The organism is Dyella solisilvae (genome assembly GCF_003351225.1).
In the GTDB taxonomy this organism is placed as follows: domain Bacteria; phylum Pseudomonadota; class Gammaproteobacteria; order Xanthomonadales; family Rhodanobacteraceae; genus Dyella; species Dyella solisilvae.
The window spans coordinates 110389-130996 of the sequence record NZ_QQSY01000002.1; the positions used below are offsets into that span (position 1 = coordinate 110389).

The 20608-nt window shown below is 64.9% G+C and carries 15 protein-coding genes and 1 pseudogene; 8 read left to right on the forward strand and 8 right to left on the reverse strand.

Translation table 11 applies throughout. The features are described 5' to 3' along the window. The first annotated feature begins 144 nt into the window (after window positions 1-144). Window positions 145-1962, forward strand: coding sequence for an SLC13 family permease (locus DVT68_RS07815; RefSeq protein ID WP_114824530.1), 1818 nt, complete (start codon window positions 145-147; stop codon window positions 1960-1962). A gap of 371 nt (window positions 1963-2333) precedes the next feature. On the opposite strand, the pseudogene DVT68_RS07820 reads toward DVT68_RS07815, so the two are convergent. The 3 genes and pseudogenes from DVT68_RS07820 to DVT68_RS07830 form a co-directional block, all read right to left on the reverse strand. Further along, window positions 2334-3496 (reverse strand): annotated as a pseudogene (locus DVT68_RS07820) (IS30 family transposase). Between the two features lie 127 nt (window positions 3497-3623). After that, window positions 3624-4598, reverse strand: a complete 975-nt coding sequence (galE, locus tag DVT68_RS07825) for a UDP-glucose 4-epimerase GalE (protein WP_114824531.1) — start codon at window positions 4596-4598, stop codon at window positions 3624-3626. Between the two features lie 481 nt (window positions 4599-5079). Next, window positions 5080-5424 (reverse strand): Rieske (2Fe-2S) protein, encoded by a 345-nt coding sequence (locus tag DVT68_RS07830; RefSeq protein WP_114824532.1) that lies wholly within the window; start codon window positions 5422-5424, stop codon window positions 5080-5082. Window positions 5425-5502: 78 nt separating this feature from the next. On the opposite strand from DVT68_RS07830, the gene DVT68_RS07835 reads away from it, so the two are divergent. The 4 genes from DVT68_RS07835 (at window position 5503) to DVT68_RS07850 (ending at window position 9633) form a co-directional block, all read left to right on the forward strand. Then, window positions 5503-5778 carry a hypothetical protein gene (locus tag DVT68_RS07835; RefSeq protein ID WP_114824533.1) on the forward strand — a complete coding sequence of 92 codons (276 nt, stop codon included), beginning with the start codon at window positions 5503-5505 and terminating at the stop codon, window positions 5776-5778. Window positions 5779-5964: 186 nt separating this feature from the next. Next, window positions 5965-6840 (forward strand): methylated-DNA--[protein]-cysteine S-methyltransferase, encoded by an 876-nt coding sequence (locus DVT68_RS07840; RefSeq protein WP_114824534.1) that lies wholly within the window; start codon window positions 5965-5967, stop codon window positions 6838-6840. 198 nt (window positions 6841-7038) lie between these two features. Further along, window positions 7039-7959, forward strand: a complete 921-nt coding sequence (gene yedA / locus DVT68_RS07845; protein ID WP_114824535.1) for a drug/metabolite exporter YedA — start codon at window positions 7039-7041, stop codon at window positions 7957-7959. Window positions 7960-8244: 285 nt separating this feature from the next. Next, on the forward strand, window positions 8245-9633 hold the full coding sequence (locus DVT68_RS07850) for a short-chain fatty acid transporter (protein ID WP_114825299.1): 1389 nt from the start codon (window positions 8245-8247) through the stop codon (window positions 9631-9633). A gap of 50 nt (window positions 9634-9683) precedes the next feature. On the opposite strand, the gene DVT68_RS07855 is transcribed toward DVT68_RS07850, so the two are convergent. The 4 genes from DVT68_RS07855 to DVT68_RS07870 form a co-directional block, all read right to left on the reverse strand. Next, complete coding sequence (locus DVT68_RS07855; RefSeq protein ID WP_114824536.1) at window positions 9684-11000, reverse strand: ABC transporter permease; 1317 nt, start codon at window positions 10998-11000, stop codon at window positions 9684-9686. 10 nt (window positions 11001-11010) lie between these two features. Next, the gene (locus tag DVT68_RS07860; RefSeq protein ID WP_114824537.1) at window positions 11011-12177 is read right to left on the reverse strand and encodes an ABC transporter permease; all 1167 of its coding nucleotides are present in this window, start codon (window positions 12175-12177) and stop codon (window positions 11011-11013) included. Between the two features lie 10 nt (window positions 12178-12187). After that, on the reverse strand, window positions 12188-12874 hold the full coding sequence (locus DVT68_RS07865; RefSeq protein ID WP_114824538.1) for an ABC transporter ATP-binding protein: 687 nt from the start codon (window positions 12872-12874) through the stop codon (window positions 12188-12190). A gap of 77 nt (window positions 12875-12951) precedes the next feature. After that, on the reverse strand, window positions 12952-14202 hold the full coding sequence (locus tag DVT68_RS07870; RefSeq protein WP_114824539.1) for an efflux RND transporter periplasmic adaptor subunit: 1251 nt from the start codon (window positions 14200-14202) through the stop codon (window positions 12952-12954). Window positions 14203-14417: 215 nt separating this feature from the next. Between DVT68_RS07870 and DVT68_RS07875 the strand changes: the two genes are divergently transcribed. From DVT68_RS07875 to DVT68_RS07885, 3 genes are all read left to right on the forward strand, one after another. After that, complete coding sequence (locus DVT68_RS07875; RefSeq protein ID WP_114824540.1) at window positions 14418-15104, forward strand: fumarylacetoacetate hydrolase family protein; 687 nt, start codon at window positions 14418-14420, stop codon at window positions 15102-15104. 232 nt (window positions 15105-15336) lie between these two features. Next, window positions 15337-15753, forward strand: a complete 417-nt coding sequence (gene mscL, locus DVT68_RS07880; RefSeq protein WP_114824541.1) for a large-conductance mechanosensitive channel protein MscL — start codon at window positions 15337-15339, stop codon at window positions 15751-15753. 153 nt (window positions 15754-15906) lie between these two features. Continuing rightward, complete coding sequence (locus tag DVT68_RS07885; RefSeq protein ID WP_114824542.1) at window positions 15907-17346, forward strand: M20/M25/M40 family metallo-hydrolase; 1440 nt, start codon at window positions 15907-15909, stop codon at window positions 17344-17346. Between the two features lie 158 nt (window positions 17347-17504). Here the strand turns inward: DVT68_RS07885 and DVT68_RS07890 are convergent, their stop codons facing one another. Next, window positions 17505-20603 carry an efflux RND transporter permease subunit gene (locus DVT68_RS07890; RefSeq protein WP_114824543.1) on the reverse strand — a complete coding sequence of 1033 codons (3099 nt, stop codon included), beginning with the start codon at window positions 20601-20603 and terminating at the stop codon, window positions 17505-17507. Window positions 20604-20608: the final 5 nt, after the last annotated feature.

Sequence of the window (20608 nt, forward strand, 5' to 3'; positions counted from 1 at the left end):
ACTCGGCGCATCTCAATGAGCATCGTGCCGCCGCGTGAGTGAGCCTTCGCGCCATCCCATCTCATGCCTCCCTCCCGGGGCAGCCCTGACACCAGGTGCAAGCGAAGGAGACGCCTGCTAGTGGGACTCGCACTCACCCCCGAAATGATCCTGGTGCTCGGGCTGGTGGGCTTCACCATGCTCATGCTGGTGCTGGAGTGGATCCGCGCCGACATGGTGGCCCTGCTGGTGGTGGTGGTCATCGGCCTGACCGGCCTGATCCCGTCGGACCGGGTCTTCAACGGGTTTGCTGGTAACGCCGTCATCGCGATCATCGCGATCATGATCATGGGCGCCGGGCTGGACCGCGCCGGCGTGCTGACCCTCACCGCCAGCTTCGTGATGCGCATGGCGCGGGGCGTGGAGTCGCGCCTGGGCGTGGTGATCAACCTGGTGACCAGCCTGTTCAGTGCGGTGATCCCCAGCCAGGCGCTGGCCGCCTTGATGATCCCGGTGACCAGCCGCCTGGCCGCGCGCACCGGCGTACCGCTGTCGCGCCTGCTGCTGCCGATGGCCTTCTGCATCCTCACCGCGACCAACACGACGCTGATCGCCAACTCGCCGTTGATCGTGCTCAACGACCTGGTGGCAAGCGCCAACGCCAATCTGCCGGCCGGCGCGCACACCATTCCGAAATTCGGCCTATTCAGCGTGACCCCGGTGGGCTTGGTGCTGGCCTTGGCGGGCGTGGGCTTCTTCTACTTCTTCGGCAAGAAGCTGCTGCCCGAACGTGAGGACGAGCGCCTGAAGGTGACGCCCGGCCGTACGGAGAGCTACTTTGCCGATACCTATGGCATCGTCGGTGAGACGGCCGAGCTGACGGTGACGGCTGAGAGCCCCCTGGTCGGTATGAGCATCGGCGAAGTCGAGCAGTTGTATGGCGCGCCCTTGATCCTGGCCATCAAGAGCGGCAACGACGCGCGCATGGCGCCGCCCGCTGACCACGTGATTTGGGTGGGTTCCGTGCTTGGCGTGCTGGGCCCCCGCGAACAGCTGGGCCAGTTTGCCAACAACCAGCTATGCAAGCTCAGTCCGCGCATGCGTCAGTTGGGTGAGCTGTTCAACCCGAGCCGGGCGGGCATTTCCGAGGCGGTGATTCCGCCCAGCTCACGCTTTCTCAAGCAGACCGTGGGCGAGCTGCGCCTGCGCAAGCGCTACGGCATTTCGGTGCTGGCGGTGAACCGCGGCGACCAGGTTTATCGCGACGACGTGCGCTCGGTGAGCTTGCGCGCCGGCGACACTCTCGTGCTGCACTCGAGCTGGCGGGACCTGGGCCTGGCGAGCGAAGACCGAGATCTCGTGGTGGTCACCGACATCCCCAAGGAAGAACAGCGCCCGGGCAAGATCTGGCAGGCCGTGTGTTTCTTCCTGTTGGCCAAGGGTCTGGCTCTCTTCACCCACCTCGACCTTTCCGTGGCGATGATGACCGGCGCCATCGGCATGCTGCTGACCGGCGTGCTGAACATGGACGAGGCGTACCGGGCGATCAACTGGAAGACCATCTTCGTCACCGCCTGCCTGATTCCCCTGGGCTGGTCGATGGACGCCACCGGCGCCGCCGCCTGGCTGGCGCAGGGCGTGCTGCAACACCTCGGCCACACCTCCCACTGGGTCCTGCAGCTGGCTCTGGCCGTGCTCACCTTGATGTTCTCGCAGGTGATGTCCAACGTCGGCGCCACGGTGATGATGGTGCCTATCGCCATCAGCGTGGCCGTCGCCACAGGTGGCAATCCATCGGCCTATGCGCTGATTGTCGCCGTGTCGTCGTCCAACACGTTCCTGCTCAGCTCGGGGCATCCGGCGTTGATGATGGTGGCGGGTCCTGGCGGCTATCGCGGAAAGGATTTTCTGCGAGTCGGTTTGCCGCTTACCGCCATGATTCTGGTGTTGACGTTGGTGGTGATCAATTTGATGTATCACTAAGCCCACGCTTCGACTTGTCTCTTGTTCTCTCCAAGAAACGGCCTCGCGCAAATCAGCTGCCCCGTGGTTAGTCACTGCGCCACCGATCGCTGTCCGGAGTCCGAACGGAACAAGAGTCCGTAAATCAGGAATGGCCGAACCATCCCATGCAAGGTCGAGTGCCCGCAAATGCAGTCGAATTCGACTGAGCGAACCCTACGCTCCAAGCGATATGGGACGACCTGTTCCTAACCACCAACGCGGCGCACGCCGCAAGCAAAGCAAGCCAGCCTAGCCTCGACCCGTACCGGTCCATCCCTAACGTTACGACCATGATTCGAGAGCAATGCAGAAGAATCTCGGCCACCAAACGCACTGATTTATCTGCGACTTCAGCCGGTCAGTGCAACACATCGCTGGAAACTTTCGGCCGGTGTTTCAAAGTTGAGCGTCTGCCTCGGTCGCTCATTCAACTCCCGCGCCACAGCATCGAGTTTAGCCTGGGAGTAGACCGAGAGGTCCGTCCCTTTCGGAAAGTATCGGCGCAGCAGGCCATTGGTGTTCTCGTTCGCACCCCGTTGCCACGGATGTTGCGGGTCACAGAAGTAAACCTGGATGTCGGTCGCCAACGTGAAGCGTTGGTGGTCGGCCATCTCCTTGCCGCGATCCCACGTCAGCGACTTGTAGAGTTCCCTAGGCAGCTTGTGGGCGTGCTTGATCAGCCCGTCGATCACCGTTTGTGTGTTTCGGCTTTCGACCCTCACCAGCATGACCAAACGCGTGTAGCGCTCGACCAGCGTGGCGATCTGGCTGCTGTGGCTCCCCATCAGCAGGTCGCCCTCCCAATGGCCAGGTACGGCCCGGTCCTCGACTTCGGCTGGACGTTCGCGGATCGAGATCATGCCAGTGAGCTGGCCGTGGTTCGGCGTCTTCTGCGAGTGGTGGCGTGAGCGGCGCATCGCGCGAGTACGTCGCAAATGGGCCTGCAGCTCTTTTTTCAGGGCGCCGCGGGCCTGAATGAAAAGGGTGCGATAGATCGTCTCGTGCGAAACCCGGTGCTCCTCGTCGTCGCCAGCACGCTGTTGGAGCCAGCCCGCAATCTGCGCCGGTGACCATCGCCGTTGCAACTTGGCGGCCACCACCTTAGACAGCACGCGATGCTTCTTCAGCATGCAGACCTTGGGCCAACGGGCGCGCTCCCATGCCTGTTGATCGGCCTGGGTGGCCCGGGGTAGCTGTCCCGACCGCCGTTTCGATGCAGTTCGCGGCTTGTCGTCGATGGCGCGCGATGAAGCTGCGAGGCGATAGTCCTGAGCGAGTGTCCCAGCACCACGGATCGTGAGATCTCTTCGCGTTCGGTCAGCGTCAGGGTGCGGGCGGAACGATGGCGCGGAACCGGTCGAATGCCACCGGTTTGCGCTAGCAACCGGCGGATCGAAGAATGCCTCCGGTCCAGCAGCCGGGCGATCTGATGAAGCGACTTGCCCTTCTGCCAGAGGTCCCACAACAAGGACATCTGGCCTTCCGTAATAGGCCTGCGAGGTCTGCGTGCCATGCAACACTACTTCCGCTTGGCGCCTATAGTGTGTTGCGTTGACCGGCTGAAGTCGCATCTCTTTGAGGACGTGGGCGCTGGCTCGTGTCGAGCTTGACTACTTACAAAGCATGCGTGCAACTGGACGTCAGAACGCCGGATTCGAATGCCAACGCCATGCACTTTCAATAATCGTATCCAACCCACTATGTCGAGGCTCCCAACCCAGCTCCGTCTTAGCTTTGGCGCTGGCGGCGACCAAAACGGCTGGATCCCCCGAACGACGAGCACCCATTTCAAACGGCACATCACACCCAGTGACACGCTGCACTGTAGCTATAACCTCGCGCACGGAGAAACCTTGGCCGTTGCCCAGATTGAAAGCGTGTGCGCCGTCGTGCCCATTTAGATAATGAAGGGCCCGTAGATGAGCATCCGCGAGATCATCAACATGTACGTAGTCCCTGACACATGTACCGTCCGGGGTGGTGTAATCGCCTCCGAACACCTTTAGCCTGCCGCCTTGGCCGAGCACGGATCGAAGAACATTCGGTATCAGGTGCGTCTCGGGATGATGGGCCTCACCAATATCGCCGTCCGCGCTGGCTCCGGCAGCATTGAAATATCGGAGCGCCGCAGATCTCAAGCCGTAGGCAGCCGCGGCGTCGGATAGCACACGCTCGACCATTAGCTTGCTCGCACCGTATGGACTCATCGGCAACTTCGGGTGATCCTCATCAATCAGAGGGCTTTGAGGTTGCCCGTAGACAGCGGCAGTCGATGAAAACACCAAGCGTCGGACGTCGCGCGCGCGCATGGCCCGCAAAAGGTTAACCGTTCCTGTTACGTTGGTCGCGTAGTATTCATACGGCATGGTCACGGATTCGCCGACCAAAGAGAGGGCACTGAAGTGCATTACTGCATCGAACTGCGTTCGCGAAAAAATTAGACTAAGTGCACGCTCGTCGAGCAGATCCGCAACCGCCAAATCTCCCCACTTCACTGCCTCGCGATGACCGGTTCGCAGATTGTCGAGGACGGTCACTTCGTGCCCGGCAACGCTGAGGCACTTGGCCATATGACTACCTACGTAGCCAGCGCCGCCGCATATCAATACATGCATGGTCTCGCTTCTCCCCTGCCCTCGTACGCGAAGCGTGGTCGGGCCAAGCTGCCTGCCACATCGCAGGCACGACGATGATATTTCTTCTTGCCTTTCTTGGCTCTATGCGACGCACTCGCCCCTCCACCAGCCGCGTGGGCTACATCTTGGAACCGTCGATCAGCGATGGCGGAGCCCGCTTTGTCAATCGCTACGCGCCGTACTCGCTAACCAGCGATCGCGACCTCAACAGCTTCAACGACAGAGTGGGCAAGGTAGCCGAGCAAGAGCCAGTCGTTGACCGCGGCCCGGCCGGATGGGTGGAGTCCATTGGACCTGAGCTGGCTTCTGCTGCCCACACCTCGACATGGCTGCGTGAGCAATCACCTTGCCACGGACGCTTGGCGAACCAAAAGGCGCCGGATGCCAGTGTTCGCCTTCGTGGCGGTGGAGATGAACAGCCCTGGAAAGATGGCTAGGCAGCGCTACAGCCAGAACGAGGCTATTGGTCCAGCCACACCTCGCCGTCGGTGACGCGCACCGGCACCGTGCGCAGGTGTTCACCACGACACGGACCACCAGTGCACAGGCCGTCGAGGTCCTGGAATGTGGCGCCATGCGCCGCGCAGATCAGCAGGTTGTCCTTGAGCAGGAACTTGCCCGGCGCCCAGTCGAGGCGACGTCCGGCGTGGGGGCAAATATTCATATAGGCGCGCACCGCGTCATGGCGTCGCAGCACGATCACGCTTTCTTCGCCGTCGCGCAGGGCGGCATCGACGGCGATCGCGCCGCCATCGGGAATATCGTCCAGTCGGCAAAGCGCCTGGTCGGGAGTTGCTGTTTCCATTGGCACTTGCCTCTTGAGCCCTGAGGCTCCATCGTTACGCACGTAAGTCGTTGATTTTACCACACGGATTTTTAACACATGCGTTTCTCGCTGCCCATGCCGCGTCGCTCTCGCCATCCGCTGGTCCGTGCCCTGTCCCTCATTTTGGGGCTCGCCATGGTGGGCGTGCTGATGGTGTTTGGCTTGGTCGTGGCCGGGGTGCTGCTGGTTGGCGGCGCCGTGGTGTTCAGCCTGCGTCATTGGACGCGCAAGCGCGCCACGGTAGCGGCTGCCGCCAACGGTCGCCAGCACCAGCCCGAGGTGATCGAAGGCGAGTTCGTGGTGTTGCGCCACACGCGCCACGCTACCCGCTGAGCCTCGTTGCACGCCCTTGAGTAGCGCACTCGGTGCGCGAAAGGGTTGCGGGCGCGCCGAAGAACGACCGTGTGGCCGCGCGCAGGCTGCGCTCCTGCCAGGAAGCAGGCCGACATCGCGCAAGAACCGGATGGTGACTGTGACGGGCGGACCGTAGGCTAGCCCTGTCGCATCACGGATACCGCCATGAATGCCCGCATCGCTACTGAGTCTGTGCTGGAGAAAGTCCGCCTGCTGATCGAGGGGGCGGACGAGACGCCTACCCTGCAGGTGCTGGCCGATGCCGCCAGCCTGAGCCCCAGCCATTTGCAACGTGCCTTTCGCCGCCGCTACGGCATGAGTCCGGCCGAGTACCATCGCGCGCGCCGCTTTGGTCAGTTGAAGACGGCTCTACGCAATGGGGCGGCAGTAACGGATGCGGTCTATGACGCGGGCTTTGGTTCGGGCAGCCGCGTGTACGAACACAGCGACCGCCTGCTCGGCATGACGCCGGCCAGCTATCGCGCCGGCGGCGCGGGCGCCGACATTCGCTACACGACCACCGACACGCCGCTGGGTCGCCTGCTGGTGGCGACCACCAGCCGTGGCATCTGCTCGGTGACGCTTGGCGATACCGATGCCGAGCTGGAAGCGCGCCTGGCCGGGGAGTTCCCACTGGCAAACCGCCAGCGCGTCGATGCGGGCCGCGAGGAGTGGCTGGATGCGGTGATCGCACGCATTGCTCACGATCTCGGCTGGAGCCAGGCCGACGCGCCCGAACTGCCACCGCTGGACGTGGCCGCCACGGCCTTCCAGTGGCGCGTGTGGGAGGCGCTGACGCGGATACCCAGCGGCGTCACCAAGAGTTACGGCGCACTGGCCACGGAACTGGGCATGCCCAAGGCTGCGCGTGCGGTGGGCCGGGCATGTGGCAGCAACCGCCTTGCACTGATCGTGCCTTGCCACCGCATCGTGCGCGAGGACGGTTCGCTCGGCGGCTGGCGATGGGGCGTGGAGCGCAAGCGTGAGCTGCTTGCCGGAGAGCACCAGCACAGCCGTCCGGTGAGGCGCTCTGTCGCCTGAGGAGGCCATGCAGACTCGACGAGGCGACTCAAGGCGTTGACCGGCGCGTCGCGCCCTGCTGCAGAATGGTTTGAAAGCTGCTCAACGCTGCCTTGCAAACGCCTCGCTTCCGCCCCTGGCGTGGCCGGACTAACGTGGCTCTCCCTGTAAACTATGGCCGGCATCCGTCCCCGCGATGCGTCCCCTGCGCACCCTGTCATGAACGACTCTGCCACGACCACCGCCACTGCCGCGGCGCCCGCCGCTTTTGCCGACACTCGCGTGATGGTGCCGCTGGCGCTGTTCGCGCTGTACATCATCTGGGGCTCGACGTATCTGGGCATCCGCATCGCGCTGGAGAGCTATCCGCCCTTCCTGCTGGCGGCCATCCGCTTCCTCGGCGCAGGCATCGCCCTGTTTGCCTTTCTGCGCCTGCGCGGCGTGGCGCTGCCGACGGCGCTTCAATGGCGCAATGCGGCGTTCACTGGCGTGTTGCTGCTTGGATTCGGCAACGGCCTGGTGTGTTTCGCCGAACAGCATGTGAGCTCGGGCATCGCCGCCGTGGCGGTGGCCAGCATGCCGTTGTTTATCGCCGTGTTTGCCGGCATGTACGGTGAATGGCCGACGCGGCGCGAGACCATTGGCCTGGTGATCGGCTTCATCGGCGTGGTGGTGCTCAACCTCGGCGCCGGGCTGTCGGGCTCGCGCATCGGCGCGCTTGCACTGTTGGTGGCGGCGATGAGCTGGGCGTTCGGTTCGGCGTGGAGCCGTCGCCAGGACATGCCCGCTGGCCCGATGAACACGGCCGCACAGATGCTCTGCGCCAGTGTGGCGATGCTGATCGTCGGCTTCGCGACGGGCGAGCACCTGCCCGCCCATCCCACGCTACGGGCCACCGCCGCCCTGCTCTACCTGGCGGTGTTCGGGTCGATCGTCGCCTTCAGCGCCTACCTGTATGTGCTCAAGCACGCCCGCCCGGCGCTGGCCACCAGCTACGCCTATGTGAATCCTCCGGTCGCCGTGTTGTTCGGCGTATGGCTGGCCGGGGAAAGCGTCGGCCCGTTTGACCTGGTCGGCATGGCCATCATCCTGCTGGGTGTGGCCGCCATCACCCTGGCGCGGCAGAAGCGCACTCACTGAGCCCCGCTGAAAACACGGTCGTCACTCCAGCGTCCCTCCAAGACAGGGCCAAGGGCTGCGGTCCAGAGCCTCAAAGGCGCTGGATTCCGGCCTTCGCCGGAATGACGAGCTTGAGTCGTCGCTACCTTTTGTAAGCGGCTCAAGGCCTCGCCGGCTTTTCGCGACCCCAGCGTGAGCGACCGCGCCGTTTCGACTTAGGTAGGCTTGCCTCGCTGGCAGGCGGGCGCACACCATGGGTCCATCCTTGGCCGGGGGATGCCCATGAACGCGACGAACGAAGGTGTGATGGCGCGCGCCGCCCTGCGCAGCGCGGCCTGGTCGGAACGCTGGTTTCCTGATGCCTGGGTGTTTGCGGCGTTGGGCGTGGTGATTGTCGCCATCGCCGCGCTGGCTTTCGGCGCCACGCCACAGGTGACGGTGAACGCGTTCGGCGACGGATTCTGGAGCCTGATTCCCTTCACCATGCAGATGGCTTTCGTGGTGATCGGCGGCTATGTGCTGGCCACCGCGCCGGTGGTCGCGCGCTTCATCGAATGGCTCGCCCACGTGCCACGCACCGGGCGAGGCGCGATCTGCTACGTCGGACTGGTGAGCATGCTCGCCTCGTTGCTGTCGTGGGGTTTCTCGCTGGTTTTCGGTGGCTTGCTGGTTCGCGCACTGGCGCGACGTGAAGAGCTGCGGATGGACTACCGCGCCGCGGGCGCCGCCGCCTATCTCGGTCTGGGCGCCGTGTGGGCGATGGGGCTGTCCTCGTCCGCCGCACAACTGCAGGCCAACCCCAAGAGCATGCCGCCTGGCCTGATCAACATCACCGGCGTGCTGCCCTTCAGCCAGACCATCTTCCTGTGGCAGTCGTTCGTGCTTACCGCCGTGCTGATCCTGGTGTCGTTGCTGATCTGCTGGCTGACCGCGCCATCCGGACAGAATGCGCGCACGGCGCAAGACTTTGGCGTCACCGAAACGCCGACTCCTGTCTTGCCGCCGCGGCAGCGGCCCGGCGAGTGGCTCGAGTACAGCCCGGTGCTGTCGGTGCTGATCGGCCTGATGGGACTGGGCTGGCTGGGCTACGAGTTCGCCACCAAACCGGCGGTGGTCGCCATCGCCAACTTGAATACCTACAACTTCCTGTTCCTCACCTTGGGCCTGTTGCTGCATTGGCGTCCCCGCAGTTTTCTCAACGCCGTCGCGCGCGCGGTGCCAAGCACGGCCGGCGTGCTGATCCAGTTTCCGCTGTATGGCGGCATCGCTTCGCTGCTCACCCATGCTCCGGGTTTTGCCGACGTGACGCTGGCGCACCGGCTGTCGGGGCTGTTCGTGCAGGTCGCTTCCACCGACACGTTCCCGCTGGTGATGGGCGCGTATTCGGCGATCCTAGGGTTCTTCGTACCGTCGGGCGGCGGCAAATGGCTGGTCGAGGCGCCTTACGTGATGCAGGCGGCGACCAACCTGCACGTGCACCTGGGCTGGGCCGTGCAGATCTACAACGCGGCCGAGGCGCTGCCGAACCTGATCAATCCGTTCTGGATGCTGCCCTTGCTCGGCGTGCTCGGCCTGAAGGCGCGCGACGTGGTCGGCTTCACCTTCATCCAGCTGGCGGTGCACCTGCCGCTGGTGCTGGGTTTGCTGTGGGCATTGGGGTTGACCCTGGCTTATGTGCCGCCCGTGATTCCCTGATCGATCGAGTGCGGCCCTGGTGCAGCGATCGCTGCACCAGGGCCGCATGATCACAACTCGCGCAGCGCCGTCGTTACCGGCAGACGTGCGGCGCGCATGGCCGGGAACAGGCCGCCGATGAAGCCGATCGCCAGAGCCCACTTCAGACCGGTCCACAACAGTTCCGGCGACACCTTCAGCTCGAAGCTGAGCTTGCCGACGGTGCCCGCCGCGAGGGTCGATGCGCTGTAACCGTTGAAGATCAGCCAGGCCAGCAATCCGCCCAGCAGGCCGCCGATCAGCGCCAGCAGCATGGTCTCCAGCATCACCGCCACGACGACCGGCAAACCACGGAAGCCGATCGCGCGCAGCGTGGCGATCTCGCGGGCACGCGCCGCGACCGCGGCGAACATGGTGTTGAGCGCGCCGAACATGGCGCCGATCGCCATGATCACGCCCACGGTGATGCCGATCACGCGGATCACCTTGGTCATGCCCTCGGACTGCTTGTTGAAGTAGTCGATGGTGGTGCTGACATCCACCTTGAGTTGCGGGTTGCCGTCCAGCTCGGCCTTGAACGCGTCGTAGGCCTTGGGATCGGTCAGCCGCACGACCACTGAGGCGCGGCTGCTGCCGCGACGATAAGTATCGGCCACGACACTGGCGTCGCCCCACACCTCCGAATCCATCGCATCGCCCGACGAGAACACGCCGACCACGTTCCACTGCTGGTTACCCAGGCGGATGGTGTGGCCGGGCACGAGTCCGTCGAACTGCTTGGCCGCGCCCTTGCCCACGATCAGCTCACGCATGCCCGGCTGGAAGTTGCGCCCCTCGATGATCTTGACGTTGGGACGCACCGCCCATGCCTGGTCGCTCACGCCGCGCAACTGCACGCTGCCTTCGTCATCGGCCGTGCCGCCCTTGAGCGGGAGATTGGCGGCCACCACAAGTTCCGGCGAGGCGATCGGCTGGCCCTTGGCGTCCTTGGCGATGCCTGGCGCCTGCGGAATCAGTACAACGCTGTCGTGGTCGAGCACGGACATCACTTCGGACGCGGACGAACCGCGCATCACGATGGCGGTATCCGCGCTGCCGGTCTTGCGCAGGGTCTCGGCGTAGCCTTCGCCCATCGCCAGCAGGGCCACCAGCACGCCCACCACGCCGGCAATGCCGATCACGATCACCGCCGACGAACCGAGGCGCTGACCGAGCGTACTGATGCCGACGCTCGCCACCGACGCGGCCTGCCTGCCACGCCGGGTGAACAGCATCCATGCTGCGAACAGCAGTACCAACAGCACCGCCCCCTGCCAGGGCAAGGCGATCCATGCCGCCAGCACCAGCACGATGAGTACCAGCAAACCGATATTGATCAAGGCATTCATGGTGTGATCCTCAGCGTCCAGCCAGGGCGTCGACGATATTCAGGCGCATGGCGCGCAGCGCCGGCAAAGCGCCCACCAGCAGACCGATGGCGATCATCAGGACTAGTCCCAGCGCCCAGCTGCCACCCCTTACGCTTGGCAGGTTGAGCATGCCGCCGCTGCCGGCACTGACGATGGGAATGATCAGCGTCGCCAATCCCAGCCCAAGCACACCGCCGATCAGCAGCAACAAAACCGACTCGGCCAGCACGATCGCCAGCACCGCATGGTTGGAGAAGCCGATGGTCTTGAGCACCGCCAGTTCGCTGGTCCGCTCACGCACCGCCTGCATCATGGTGTTGCCGGACAGCAGCAGCAGGGTGAAGAACACCGCGCCCATGATCGCGCCCACGATCAGGCCGATGTCGGCCAGCTGCTTCATCCAGTTGGCGGTGGCGGCCTGTTCGGTCTGCGTGCGCGTCTCGTGGTCGGAGTTCGCGGAAATGGCATCAATCGCTTTCGCCACGCGATCGGCCTGGTTCACATCGGCCACGCGTGTCACGTACCAGCCCACCGTGCCGCGGTTGAACGGCGTGGTTTCGTCGAAGTACTTCCAGTGCAGCAACAGCAGCTGGTCGTAGAAGCCACCGGCCTTCTTGTCCTTGGAATGCAGGATGCCTACCACGTCGAAGGTCCAGTTCTTGCTGCCCTGGTGGTTGGGGAAGATGGTCGACTGCATCGGGATCTTGTCGCCCACCTTCCAGTGGAAGCGCTGCGCCAGCTTCTCACCAACCAGCACGCCGGTGCGTGTGTCGTCAAACGCCTTGCGCTCGGCCGGGCTCACCTCGATCTCCGGATAGAGGTCGATGTAGTTCGGCTCCACCGCAAAGCTGAAGACCTGGTTGTGCGGATCCTGGTAGGCGCCGCCGAACCAGTTCGCATAAGTGACCATCTTTACGCCCGGCACCTGTGCGATCTGCGATTCCAGCGATTGCGGCAGGGTCTGGATGAAGGACAGTTTGGAGCCCGTCTGCAGGCGCTGCGCGCCGTTCGCACTCTGGCCCGCCTGGTTGAAGGAAGTGCGCACCGCATCGAGCATGCCGAACAGCAGGAACGCGGCGATGATCGACACGAGCGTGAGTATCGTGCGGGTCTTGCGCCGGAACAGCGCCGCCCAGATGAGATGGAGATATTTCATCGCCGCATCCTCACGCGATGGCCTGTTCGACCAGGGTGCCCTTGTCCAGATGCAGGGTGTGGTTGGCGTACTCGGCGGCCTTGGGATCGTGCGTGACCATCACGATGGTCTTGCCGTGCTCGCGGTTGAGCACGCGCAACAACCCGAGTACTTCCTCTGCTGACTGGCGATCCAGGTCACCGGTCGGCTCGTCGCAGACCAGCAGGGTCGGGTCGGACACGATCGCGCGCGCGATCGCCACGCGCTGTTGCTGGCCGCCCGACAGCTCGCTGGGCTTGTGCGAGGAGCGATCGCCCAGCCCCACCAGTTGCAGCGCGATGGACGCATTCTTGCGTCGCTGCGCGGCCGAGAGCTTGGTCAGCAGCAGGGGCAGCTCCACGTTGCGCTGCGCCGAGAGCATCGGCATCAGGTTGTAGAACTGGAACACGAAGCCCACGTGGGAGGCGCGCCATTTCGCAAGCGCGCCACCGCCGAGTTGGTCCAACCGCTGTCCGGCCACCGTGATGCTGCCGCCGCTGGGCGTATCCAGCCCGCCGATGAGGTTGAGCAGGGTGGTCTTGCCGGAACCGGAGGGGCCCATCAACGCCAGGAAATCGCCTTCGGCAATGTCCAGGTTGATGTGGTGCAGCACTTCGACCTTCTGCTTGCCGCGCTCGTACACCTTGGACAGATCGCGGGTTTCGATCAACGTACTCATGCCTGTGCTCCTGAATCGTTGGTTGTGCATCGCCCGACGCGATGCATCCGATCATGCGCAGCGGTGGGACAACCCGCTCATTCCTTGGACTTGGATGGCACGCTCACGCGCGCGCCGTCCCTGAGTTCCGCCGGTGGCGACACCACCACCGTATCGCCTGCTTCCACGCCCGCCGGCAGCAGGCGCTGATCCACCTGGGGCGCCGCCGACGGCGATACCGTGCGTTGCTGCACCTGCTCGCCCGACAGCACGAACACCACCGGATGCCCGTCGCGCTGCGCGATCGCCGTAGCCGGCACCAGCACACCCTTGAGGCTCGCCTCGCTGGCCTGCGTCGCCTGCTTCTGCTCCAGGAACGACACGCGCACGCCCATGTCCGGCACGATGCGTGCGTCCTTGTGCTCCAGCGCCACGCGCACCTTCACCGTGGCCTTGCCTCGATCAGCCGCCGGCACGATCGCGATCACGTGCGACGGAATCCGCCAGTCGGGGTAGGCATCCAGCACCGCCTCGGCGGGCATGCCGGGCTTCACGCGTCCGATGTACGCCTCGTTGACGTCCACGTCCACTTCCAGCGAATCCATGTCCACCACCGTGCCGATGCCGGTGCGGGTGAAACCGCCGCCAGCGGAGAACGGCGAGACGATTTCGCCTACCTGGGCGTCCTTGGTGGTGATCACGCCGTCGAACGGCGAGCGGATCACGCAGTAGTCGAAGTTGACCTGCGCCTCCACCACCTGCGCGTCGGCCGAGTCCGCACTGCGTTGCTGCGACACCAGCTGGGCGCGCGTGCTGTCGGTCAGTGTGCGCGCCTGTTCGGCGGCCTGAGCGGGTACGAGGCCCTTGACGGCCAGCGCCTCCTGCCGCGCCTGGTCTCGTATGTTCTGCGCCAGCTGCGCCTGGTATTGCGCCACAAGGGCATGGGCGGCGGCAGCCTGGGTCCGCGCGGCTTCCAGCGCGGCCTTGTATTGCGAGTCGTCGAGGCGGGCGACGATCTGGCCTTGCTTGACGTGATCGCCTTCCTCGATCAGCACCTGGGTCAGCGTGCCGGTGATCTGCGCCGACACCGTGGCCTGCCGGCGCGCCGTCACATAGCCGGTGGCCTGCAGCACCGCGCCGGCCGCTGCCTGGGAAGCGGCCGGTTGCGCCTGCGCCGTTTGTACGTCAATGGCTCGCCGGCCCGTGATCAGCCAGACCGCACCGCCTGCCAGCGCCAGCACCACGACCACGCCGGCCACGATCCACGGCCAGCGGCCCGGTCCCTGGCCGTGCGCTTCGCGCTGGTGCTTCTCGATGCGCAGTTCCTTCAGTAGATCCGCATTTGACACACGCACTCCCTGCCGGCGTCCGCCGGTTCCGCGATGCCGCAACGATGCTGGAGCGGCCCTGCCGCCACCAGACGCCCCCATCAACTGTTGATGATGACAGCTGTCACCTCCGCGGGGCTGAAACGGGGCGGTTGTACCCGCGAGCGGTGGTCGAATAAAAGCTGACGTGACATGTGACTGGCGCCCCAAGGCGGCGGTGGTACCCTTGCGGGACTATGTCCTACGCCATCACGCCTCCCGCCATTCCGTCCCTTCCCGTCATCGGCAGCGACCAGCGCTTCCCGGTGCGCCGCATCTTCTGCATCGGCCGCAACTACGCCGAACATGCCCGGGAGATGGGAGCTACTGTCGACAAGGATACGCCGCTGTTCTTCTGCAAGCCCGCGGACGCCGTGGTGACCGACGGCGCGGACGTGCCCTATCCGCAGGCCACCAGTGACCTTCATCACGAGGTGGAAATGGTGGTGGCGCTGGGCGGCGGTGGCCGTGACATCCCGGTCGAGCAGGCCGCCGCGATGGTATGGGGCTACGGCGTGGGGCTGGACCTGACCCGCCGCGACCTGCAGGCGGTGGCCAAGGCCAAGAGCCATCCGTGGGACGTGGCCAAGGCGTTCGACCACTCCGCGCCGGTGTCGGCATTGCGCCCGGCCAGCGAGGTGCACCTCGATGCTGACAGCACGCTGACACTGAGCATCAACGGCCAGACCCGTCAGCACGGCCGGCTTGGCGACATGGTGCATCCGGTGCCCGAGATCATCGCCATCCTCTCGACCTTATTCGAGCTGAAGGCGGGCGACCTGATCTTCACCGGCACGCCGGCGGGCGTATCGGCGCTGCAGCGCGGCGACCGCTTCCATGCCGAGCTTGCGGGCGTGGCGGTGCTGGAAGGGCGTGTGGCCTGAGGCCAAATTCGCCGCTGTCATCCCTGCATGGACAGGGACACCTTGCTTTCACCAGGCACGGAAGACACTGCATGACTCGCCCCTTCGGGGCGTTCTGCGGGCAACGCGCTTGCTCCGCTTTCACAGGGATGACCGGAAGCTGTCGGAAGCTGGCATGGGCCTCGCTGCGCGCCTGACGCACCCCATCCCGCTGCGCTAGAGTTTCCCTGTCGTCCAGCCCAGGGAGAGAAGCATGAGCATGTTCAAAGAGTTCAAAGAATTCGCCATGCGTGGCAACGTCATCGACCTCGCGGTCGGTGTGGTCATCGGCGGTGCCTTCGGCAAGATCGTCACCGCGCTGGTCGACCAGCTCATCATGCCGCCGATCGGCTACATCACCGGCGGCATCGACTTTTCGGACATGAAGTGGGTGCTCAAGCCCGCCGACAACAGCAACCCGGCGCACAAGATCGCCGAGGTGGCGATCGGCTACGGCACCTTCATCAACACGCTGATCCAGTTCATCATCATCGCCTTCGCGATCTTCCTGGTGGTCAAGGCCATCAACAAGCTCACCCGTCGCCAGGAAGCCGCGCCCGCGCCGCCGCCGGCCGACGTGGTGCTGCTGACCGAAATCCGCGACCTGCTCAAGGCGCAGAATCAGAAGTGAGTAAAGAGGAGTGAGTAGTGAGAGAAAAGCACCAAGCTCTCTCTCATTTCTCACTCCTCACTTCTCACTCCTCGCTCTCCCCCCATGACTTCTGGCCTAAGCGGCCGCTCCCGGGCACGCGATAATCGCTGTTTCCGCCCAAGGAGCTTCCCCATGCGTCGCCTGCCCCTTTCACTGCTCGCCGCCAGCCTGATGCTCGCCATCGGCACGGCCAACGCCGCCACCCAGACCACGGTTCCCGCCGCCGCGGTGAAGTCGGCCGAACAGCTGCGCGACAAGGCGATGAGTGACAACACCGGCTACCAGATCGTCGAGTCGCTCACCACCGAGGTGGGCCCGCGTCTGGCCGGCAGCCCGGCCGACGCGCGCGGTCGCGAGTGGGCCATCGCCAAGTTCAAGGCGCTGGGCTTCGACAAGGTCTACACCGAGGAAGTGAGCTATCCGCTGTGGGAGCGCCGCAGCGAGCACGCCGAGATCGTCGCGCCGTTCCCGCAACCGCTGGCGCTGATCGCGCTGGGCTACTCGGCCGCCACGCCCAAGGGTGGACTGACCGCCGAAGTTGTGCGCTTCGACAGCCTCGATGCGCTGAAGAAGGCCGATCCGGCCAGCGTGAAGGGCAAGATCGTGTTCGTCGACGCGCACATGACGCGCCAGAAGGACGGTCGCGACTACGCCATCGGCTCCGGCGTGCGCGTGGGTGGCCCGGTGATCGCCTCGAAGATGGGCGCCGCTGCCTTCCTGTTGCGCTCGGCCGGCACCGATGCCCACAGCCGCACGCCGCACACGGGCGTCACCGGCTTCAAGGATCCGAAGGACGCCATCCCGGCGGCCGCGCTGTCCAATCCCGACGCCGACCAGCTCACGCGCGTGCTCGCCTACGGCAAGCCGGTCAGCATCAAGCTCGATCTCGATTGCGGCATCACCGGCACCTATAAGGGCGCCAATGTGATTGGCGAAGTCACCGGCAAGAAGCATCCGGATCAGGTCGTGGTCATCGGCGGTCACCTCGATTCGTGGGACCCGGGCACCGGCGCGATCGACGACGGCGCGGGTGTGGCCATCGCCATGGCCGCCGGCAAGCTCATCCATGACATGCCGCAGCGTCCGGACCGCACCATCCGCGTGATCGCCTTCGCGAACGAGGAAATGGGCCTTTGGGGCGGCCGCGCCTACGCCGAGAAGCATGCGGCCGAGGTGTCCAAGTTCCAGCTCGGCAGCGAGTCGGACTTCGGCGCCCGCAAGGTGTGGCGCATGGGCGCCAGCGTGAAGCCGGAGGCGCGCGGCGCCATCGACCAGATCGCCAAGATGCTCGCCCCGATCGGCGTGGACTACGACGGCAAGATGCCTGGCGGCGGCGGTTCGGATCTGTCGCAGATGCATGCCAAGGGCATGGCGGCGCTGAGCCTGACCCAGGACGGCACCGACTACTTCGACTTCCACCACACCGCCAACGACACGCTCGACAAGATCGACCCGAAGGAACTGGCGCAGAACGTGGCGGTGTACGCGACCTTCTCGTACATGGCGGCCCAGGCCGACGGCGACTTCGGCTCGGCGCCGGGCGCATTCGCGAACGACGGCGCGGAAGAGTAATCGCCCGCCGCGGCGGACATGAAAAGGGCGGCCTCAGGGCCGCCCTTTTTTTGCGTGCACTTCCTGTAGCAGCGCACCCTGTGTGCGACCTCGCAGCGAAACCACGACGCTCTACGCTGCAGCAGCGCACAGGGTGCGCTGCTGCAACACGGCGGAGGTCAGTGCGCCTCCAGCGGCTCGACCTTCCGCTTGCGCGAGAAGCGCTCGTGCAGCCGATCCAGGTACAGGTAGATCACCGGGGTCAGATACAGCGTGAGCACCTGCGACACCAGCAGGCCGCCCACCACCGCCAGGCCGAGCGGGCGTCGCGTCTCCGCGCCTGCGCCCAGACCAAGCGCGATCGGCAAGGTGCCGGCGAAGGCCGCCATGGTGGTCATCATGATCGGGCGGAAACGCACATGGCAGGCCTCGACGATCGCCATGGCTGGCGCCATGCCCTCGCTGCGCTGCTTCTCCAGCGCGAAGTCGATCATCATGATCGCGTTCTTCTTCACGATGCCGATCAGCATCACGATGCCGACGAAGGAGAACAGATCCAGCGGCGCCCGGAAGATCATCAGGGTGAGCAGCGCGCCCACGCCCGCCGACGGCAGGCCGGACAGGATCGTCAACGGGTGGATGAAGCTCTCGTACAGGATGCCCAGCACCAGGTAGATCACGAACAGGGCCAGCACCAGCAGCAGGCCCATGCCCCGCATCGAATCCTGGAACGCCTGCGCCGTGCCCTGCACGCTGCCGGTGATCGACGGCGGCAGGTTCATCTGCTTCATCGCGCCGTCGATGCTGGCCACCGCTTCACTCAGGCTCACACCGGGCGCGAGATTGAACGAGATGGTGACGGCGGGGATCTGGCCCTGGTGATTGACCGTGAGCGCCTGCGGCTTGCGTTCGAAGCTGGCCACCGCGTTGAGTGGCACCAGGTTGCCGTTGCTGGAAGTGACGTACAGCTGCGACAGCACCTCAGCGTCGTTCTGCAGTGCGTAGTAGACCTGCAGGATCACCCAGTACTGCGAGGACGCGCCATAGATGGTGGAAATCTGGCTCGCGCCAAAGGCCGAACCGAGCGCGGTCTGCACCTGATCCATGCTCAGGCCCAGCGTGGCGAGCTTGTCGCGATCGACATTGACCACGATCGAAGGGCCGTTGAGATCAAGGTCGCTGGTGACGTCCTGGAATCCGGGCAGCTTGCTGAAAGCGGTGATCACCTTGCCGGACCAGTCGTACATCGCCTGCATGTCGATCGACTGCAAGGTGTACTGGTACTGAGCCTTGGACTGGCGGCCGCCGATCTGGATCGATGGCGGGTTCTGGATATAGGCGCGGATGCCCGGCACCTTGGCGAACTTCTGCCGCAGCTCCTGGATAATGCCATTCGGATCGAGCGCGCGCTCGCTGGCGGGCTTGAGCCGAAGCAGCAGCGAACCGTTGTTGGTCGTCGTGCGCGAGCCGCCCGGGCCCACGGACGACATGTAGCCCTCGATGTTCGGGTCGGCCTCGACAATCTTGGCCAGCTCCTGCTGTCGCGCCGCCATGCCGGCCACCGAAATATCGTCCGGCCCTTCCACGTTGACGTTGAGCTGGCCGGAGTCGCCGGAAGGAATGAAGTCCTTGTCCACCACCACGAACAACAGGCCGGTGAGCAGGAGGCTGCCAAGGAACACGCCCATGATGCTGCGCGGATGGTTCACCGCCCAACCCAGCGAGCTCACGTAGCCGCGCCGCACGCGTTCGAAGCCGGCATCGAACCACAGCACCACGCGCGCCTTCTTCTCATGCTCGGCATGACGCAGGAAGCGGCTGCACAGCATCGGCGTAAGCGTGATCGAGACGAAACCGGAGATCAGGATGGCCACGCTCAGGGTCACCGCGAACTCGTGGAACAGGCGACCCACGATGCCGCCCATGAACATCACCGGCAGGAACACCGCCACCAGCGACAGCGTCATCGAGAAGATGGTGAAGCCGATTTCGCTGGCGCCCTTGAGCGAGGCCTCGTACGGGTCCATGCCGTCCTCGACATGACGCACGATGTTCTCGAGCATCACGATGGCATCGTCCACCACGAAACCGACCACCAGGGTCAGCGCCAGCAGCGAGAGATTGTCCAGGCTGTAGCCCAGCGCGAACATCGCGCCGAAGGTGCCGACGATCGACACCGGCAGCGCGAGGCCGGGAATCAGCGTGGCCGAGGCATTGCCGAGGAACAGGTAGATCACCAGCACCACCAGGACGCCGGCCAACAGCAGGGTGAACTGCACGTCGTCGACCGAGGCGCGGATCGAATCCGAGCGGTCATACAGCACCGCCATCTTGATCGACGGCGGCAAGGTGGCTTCGAAGGTCGGCAGCACCGCGCGGATGCGGTCGATGGTCGCCACCGTGTTGGAGCCCGGCTGACGCTGGATGGCGAGCACGATCGCGCGCTCGCCGTTGTACCAGCTGGCGACCTGGTCGTTCTGCACGCTGTCCTCGGCCTTGCCGAGGTCGCCAAGCCGCACCGGCGCGCCGTTGCGGTAGGCCACGATGATGTTGTTGTAGAGGTTGGCCCGCTGCAGCTGGCCATCCGAACGGATCTGCAGCAGCTGGCGATTGCCGTTTAGCGAACCGGTGGCGAGGTTCACGTTGGCGTTGGACACCGCGTTCTGCACGGTATCGATGCCGATGCCGCTGGCCGCCAGCTTCTGCGGATCCACGCTGATGCGCACGGCGTACTTCTGCGAGCCGTACACGCTCACCTGCGCCACGCCATCAATCATCGACAGGCGCTGGGCCAGCTGCGTCTCGGCGTAGTCGTCGACCACGGACAGCGGTTGCGTACTCGAACGCAGCGTGAGGTAAAGAATGGGTGCATCGGCCGGATTGACCTTGCGGAAGGTCGGCGGCGTCGGCATGTTGGTCGGCAACTGGCGCAGCGCGGCAGAGATCGCGGCCTGCACGTCCTGCGCCGCGCCGTCGATACTGCGGTCGAGGTCGAAGGTCAGCGTGATCGAGGTCGAGCCGAGCGCGCTGGTCGAGGTCATCGACTGGATGCCGGCGATGGTCGACAGCTGGTTCTCCAGCGGCGTGGCCACCGCCGTCGCCATGGTTTCCGGCGCCGCGCCCGGCAGGCTCGCGCCCACTGTGATGGTGGGGAAGTCGACGTTCGGCAGTTCGTTGACGGGCAGCTTGGGATAGGCCGCGATGCCGAACACCAGCAGTGCCACCATCAACAGCGTCGTCATGACCGGCCGCTGGATGCACAGCGCAGGAAGGTTCATCGGTG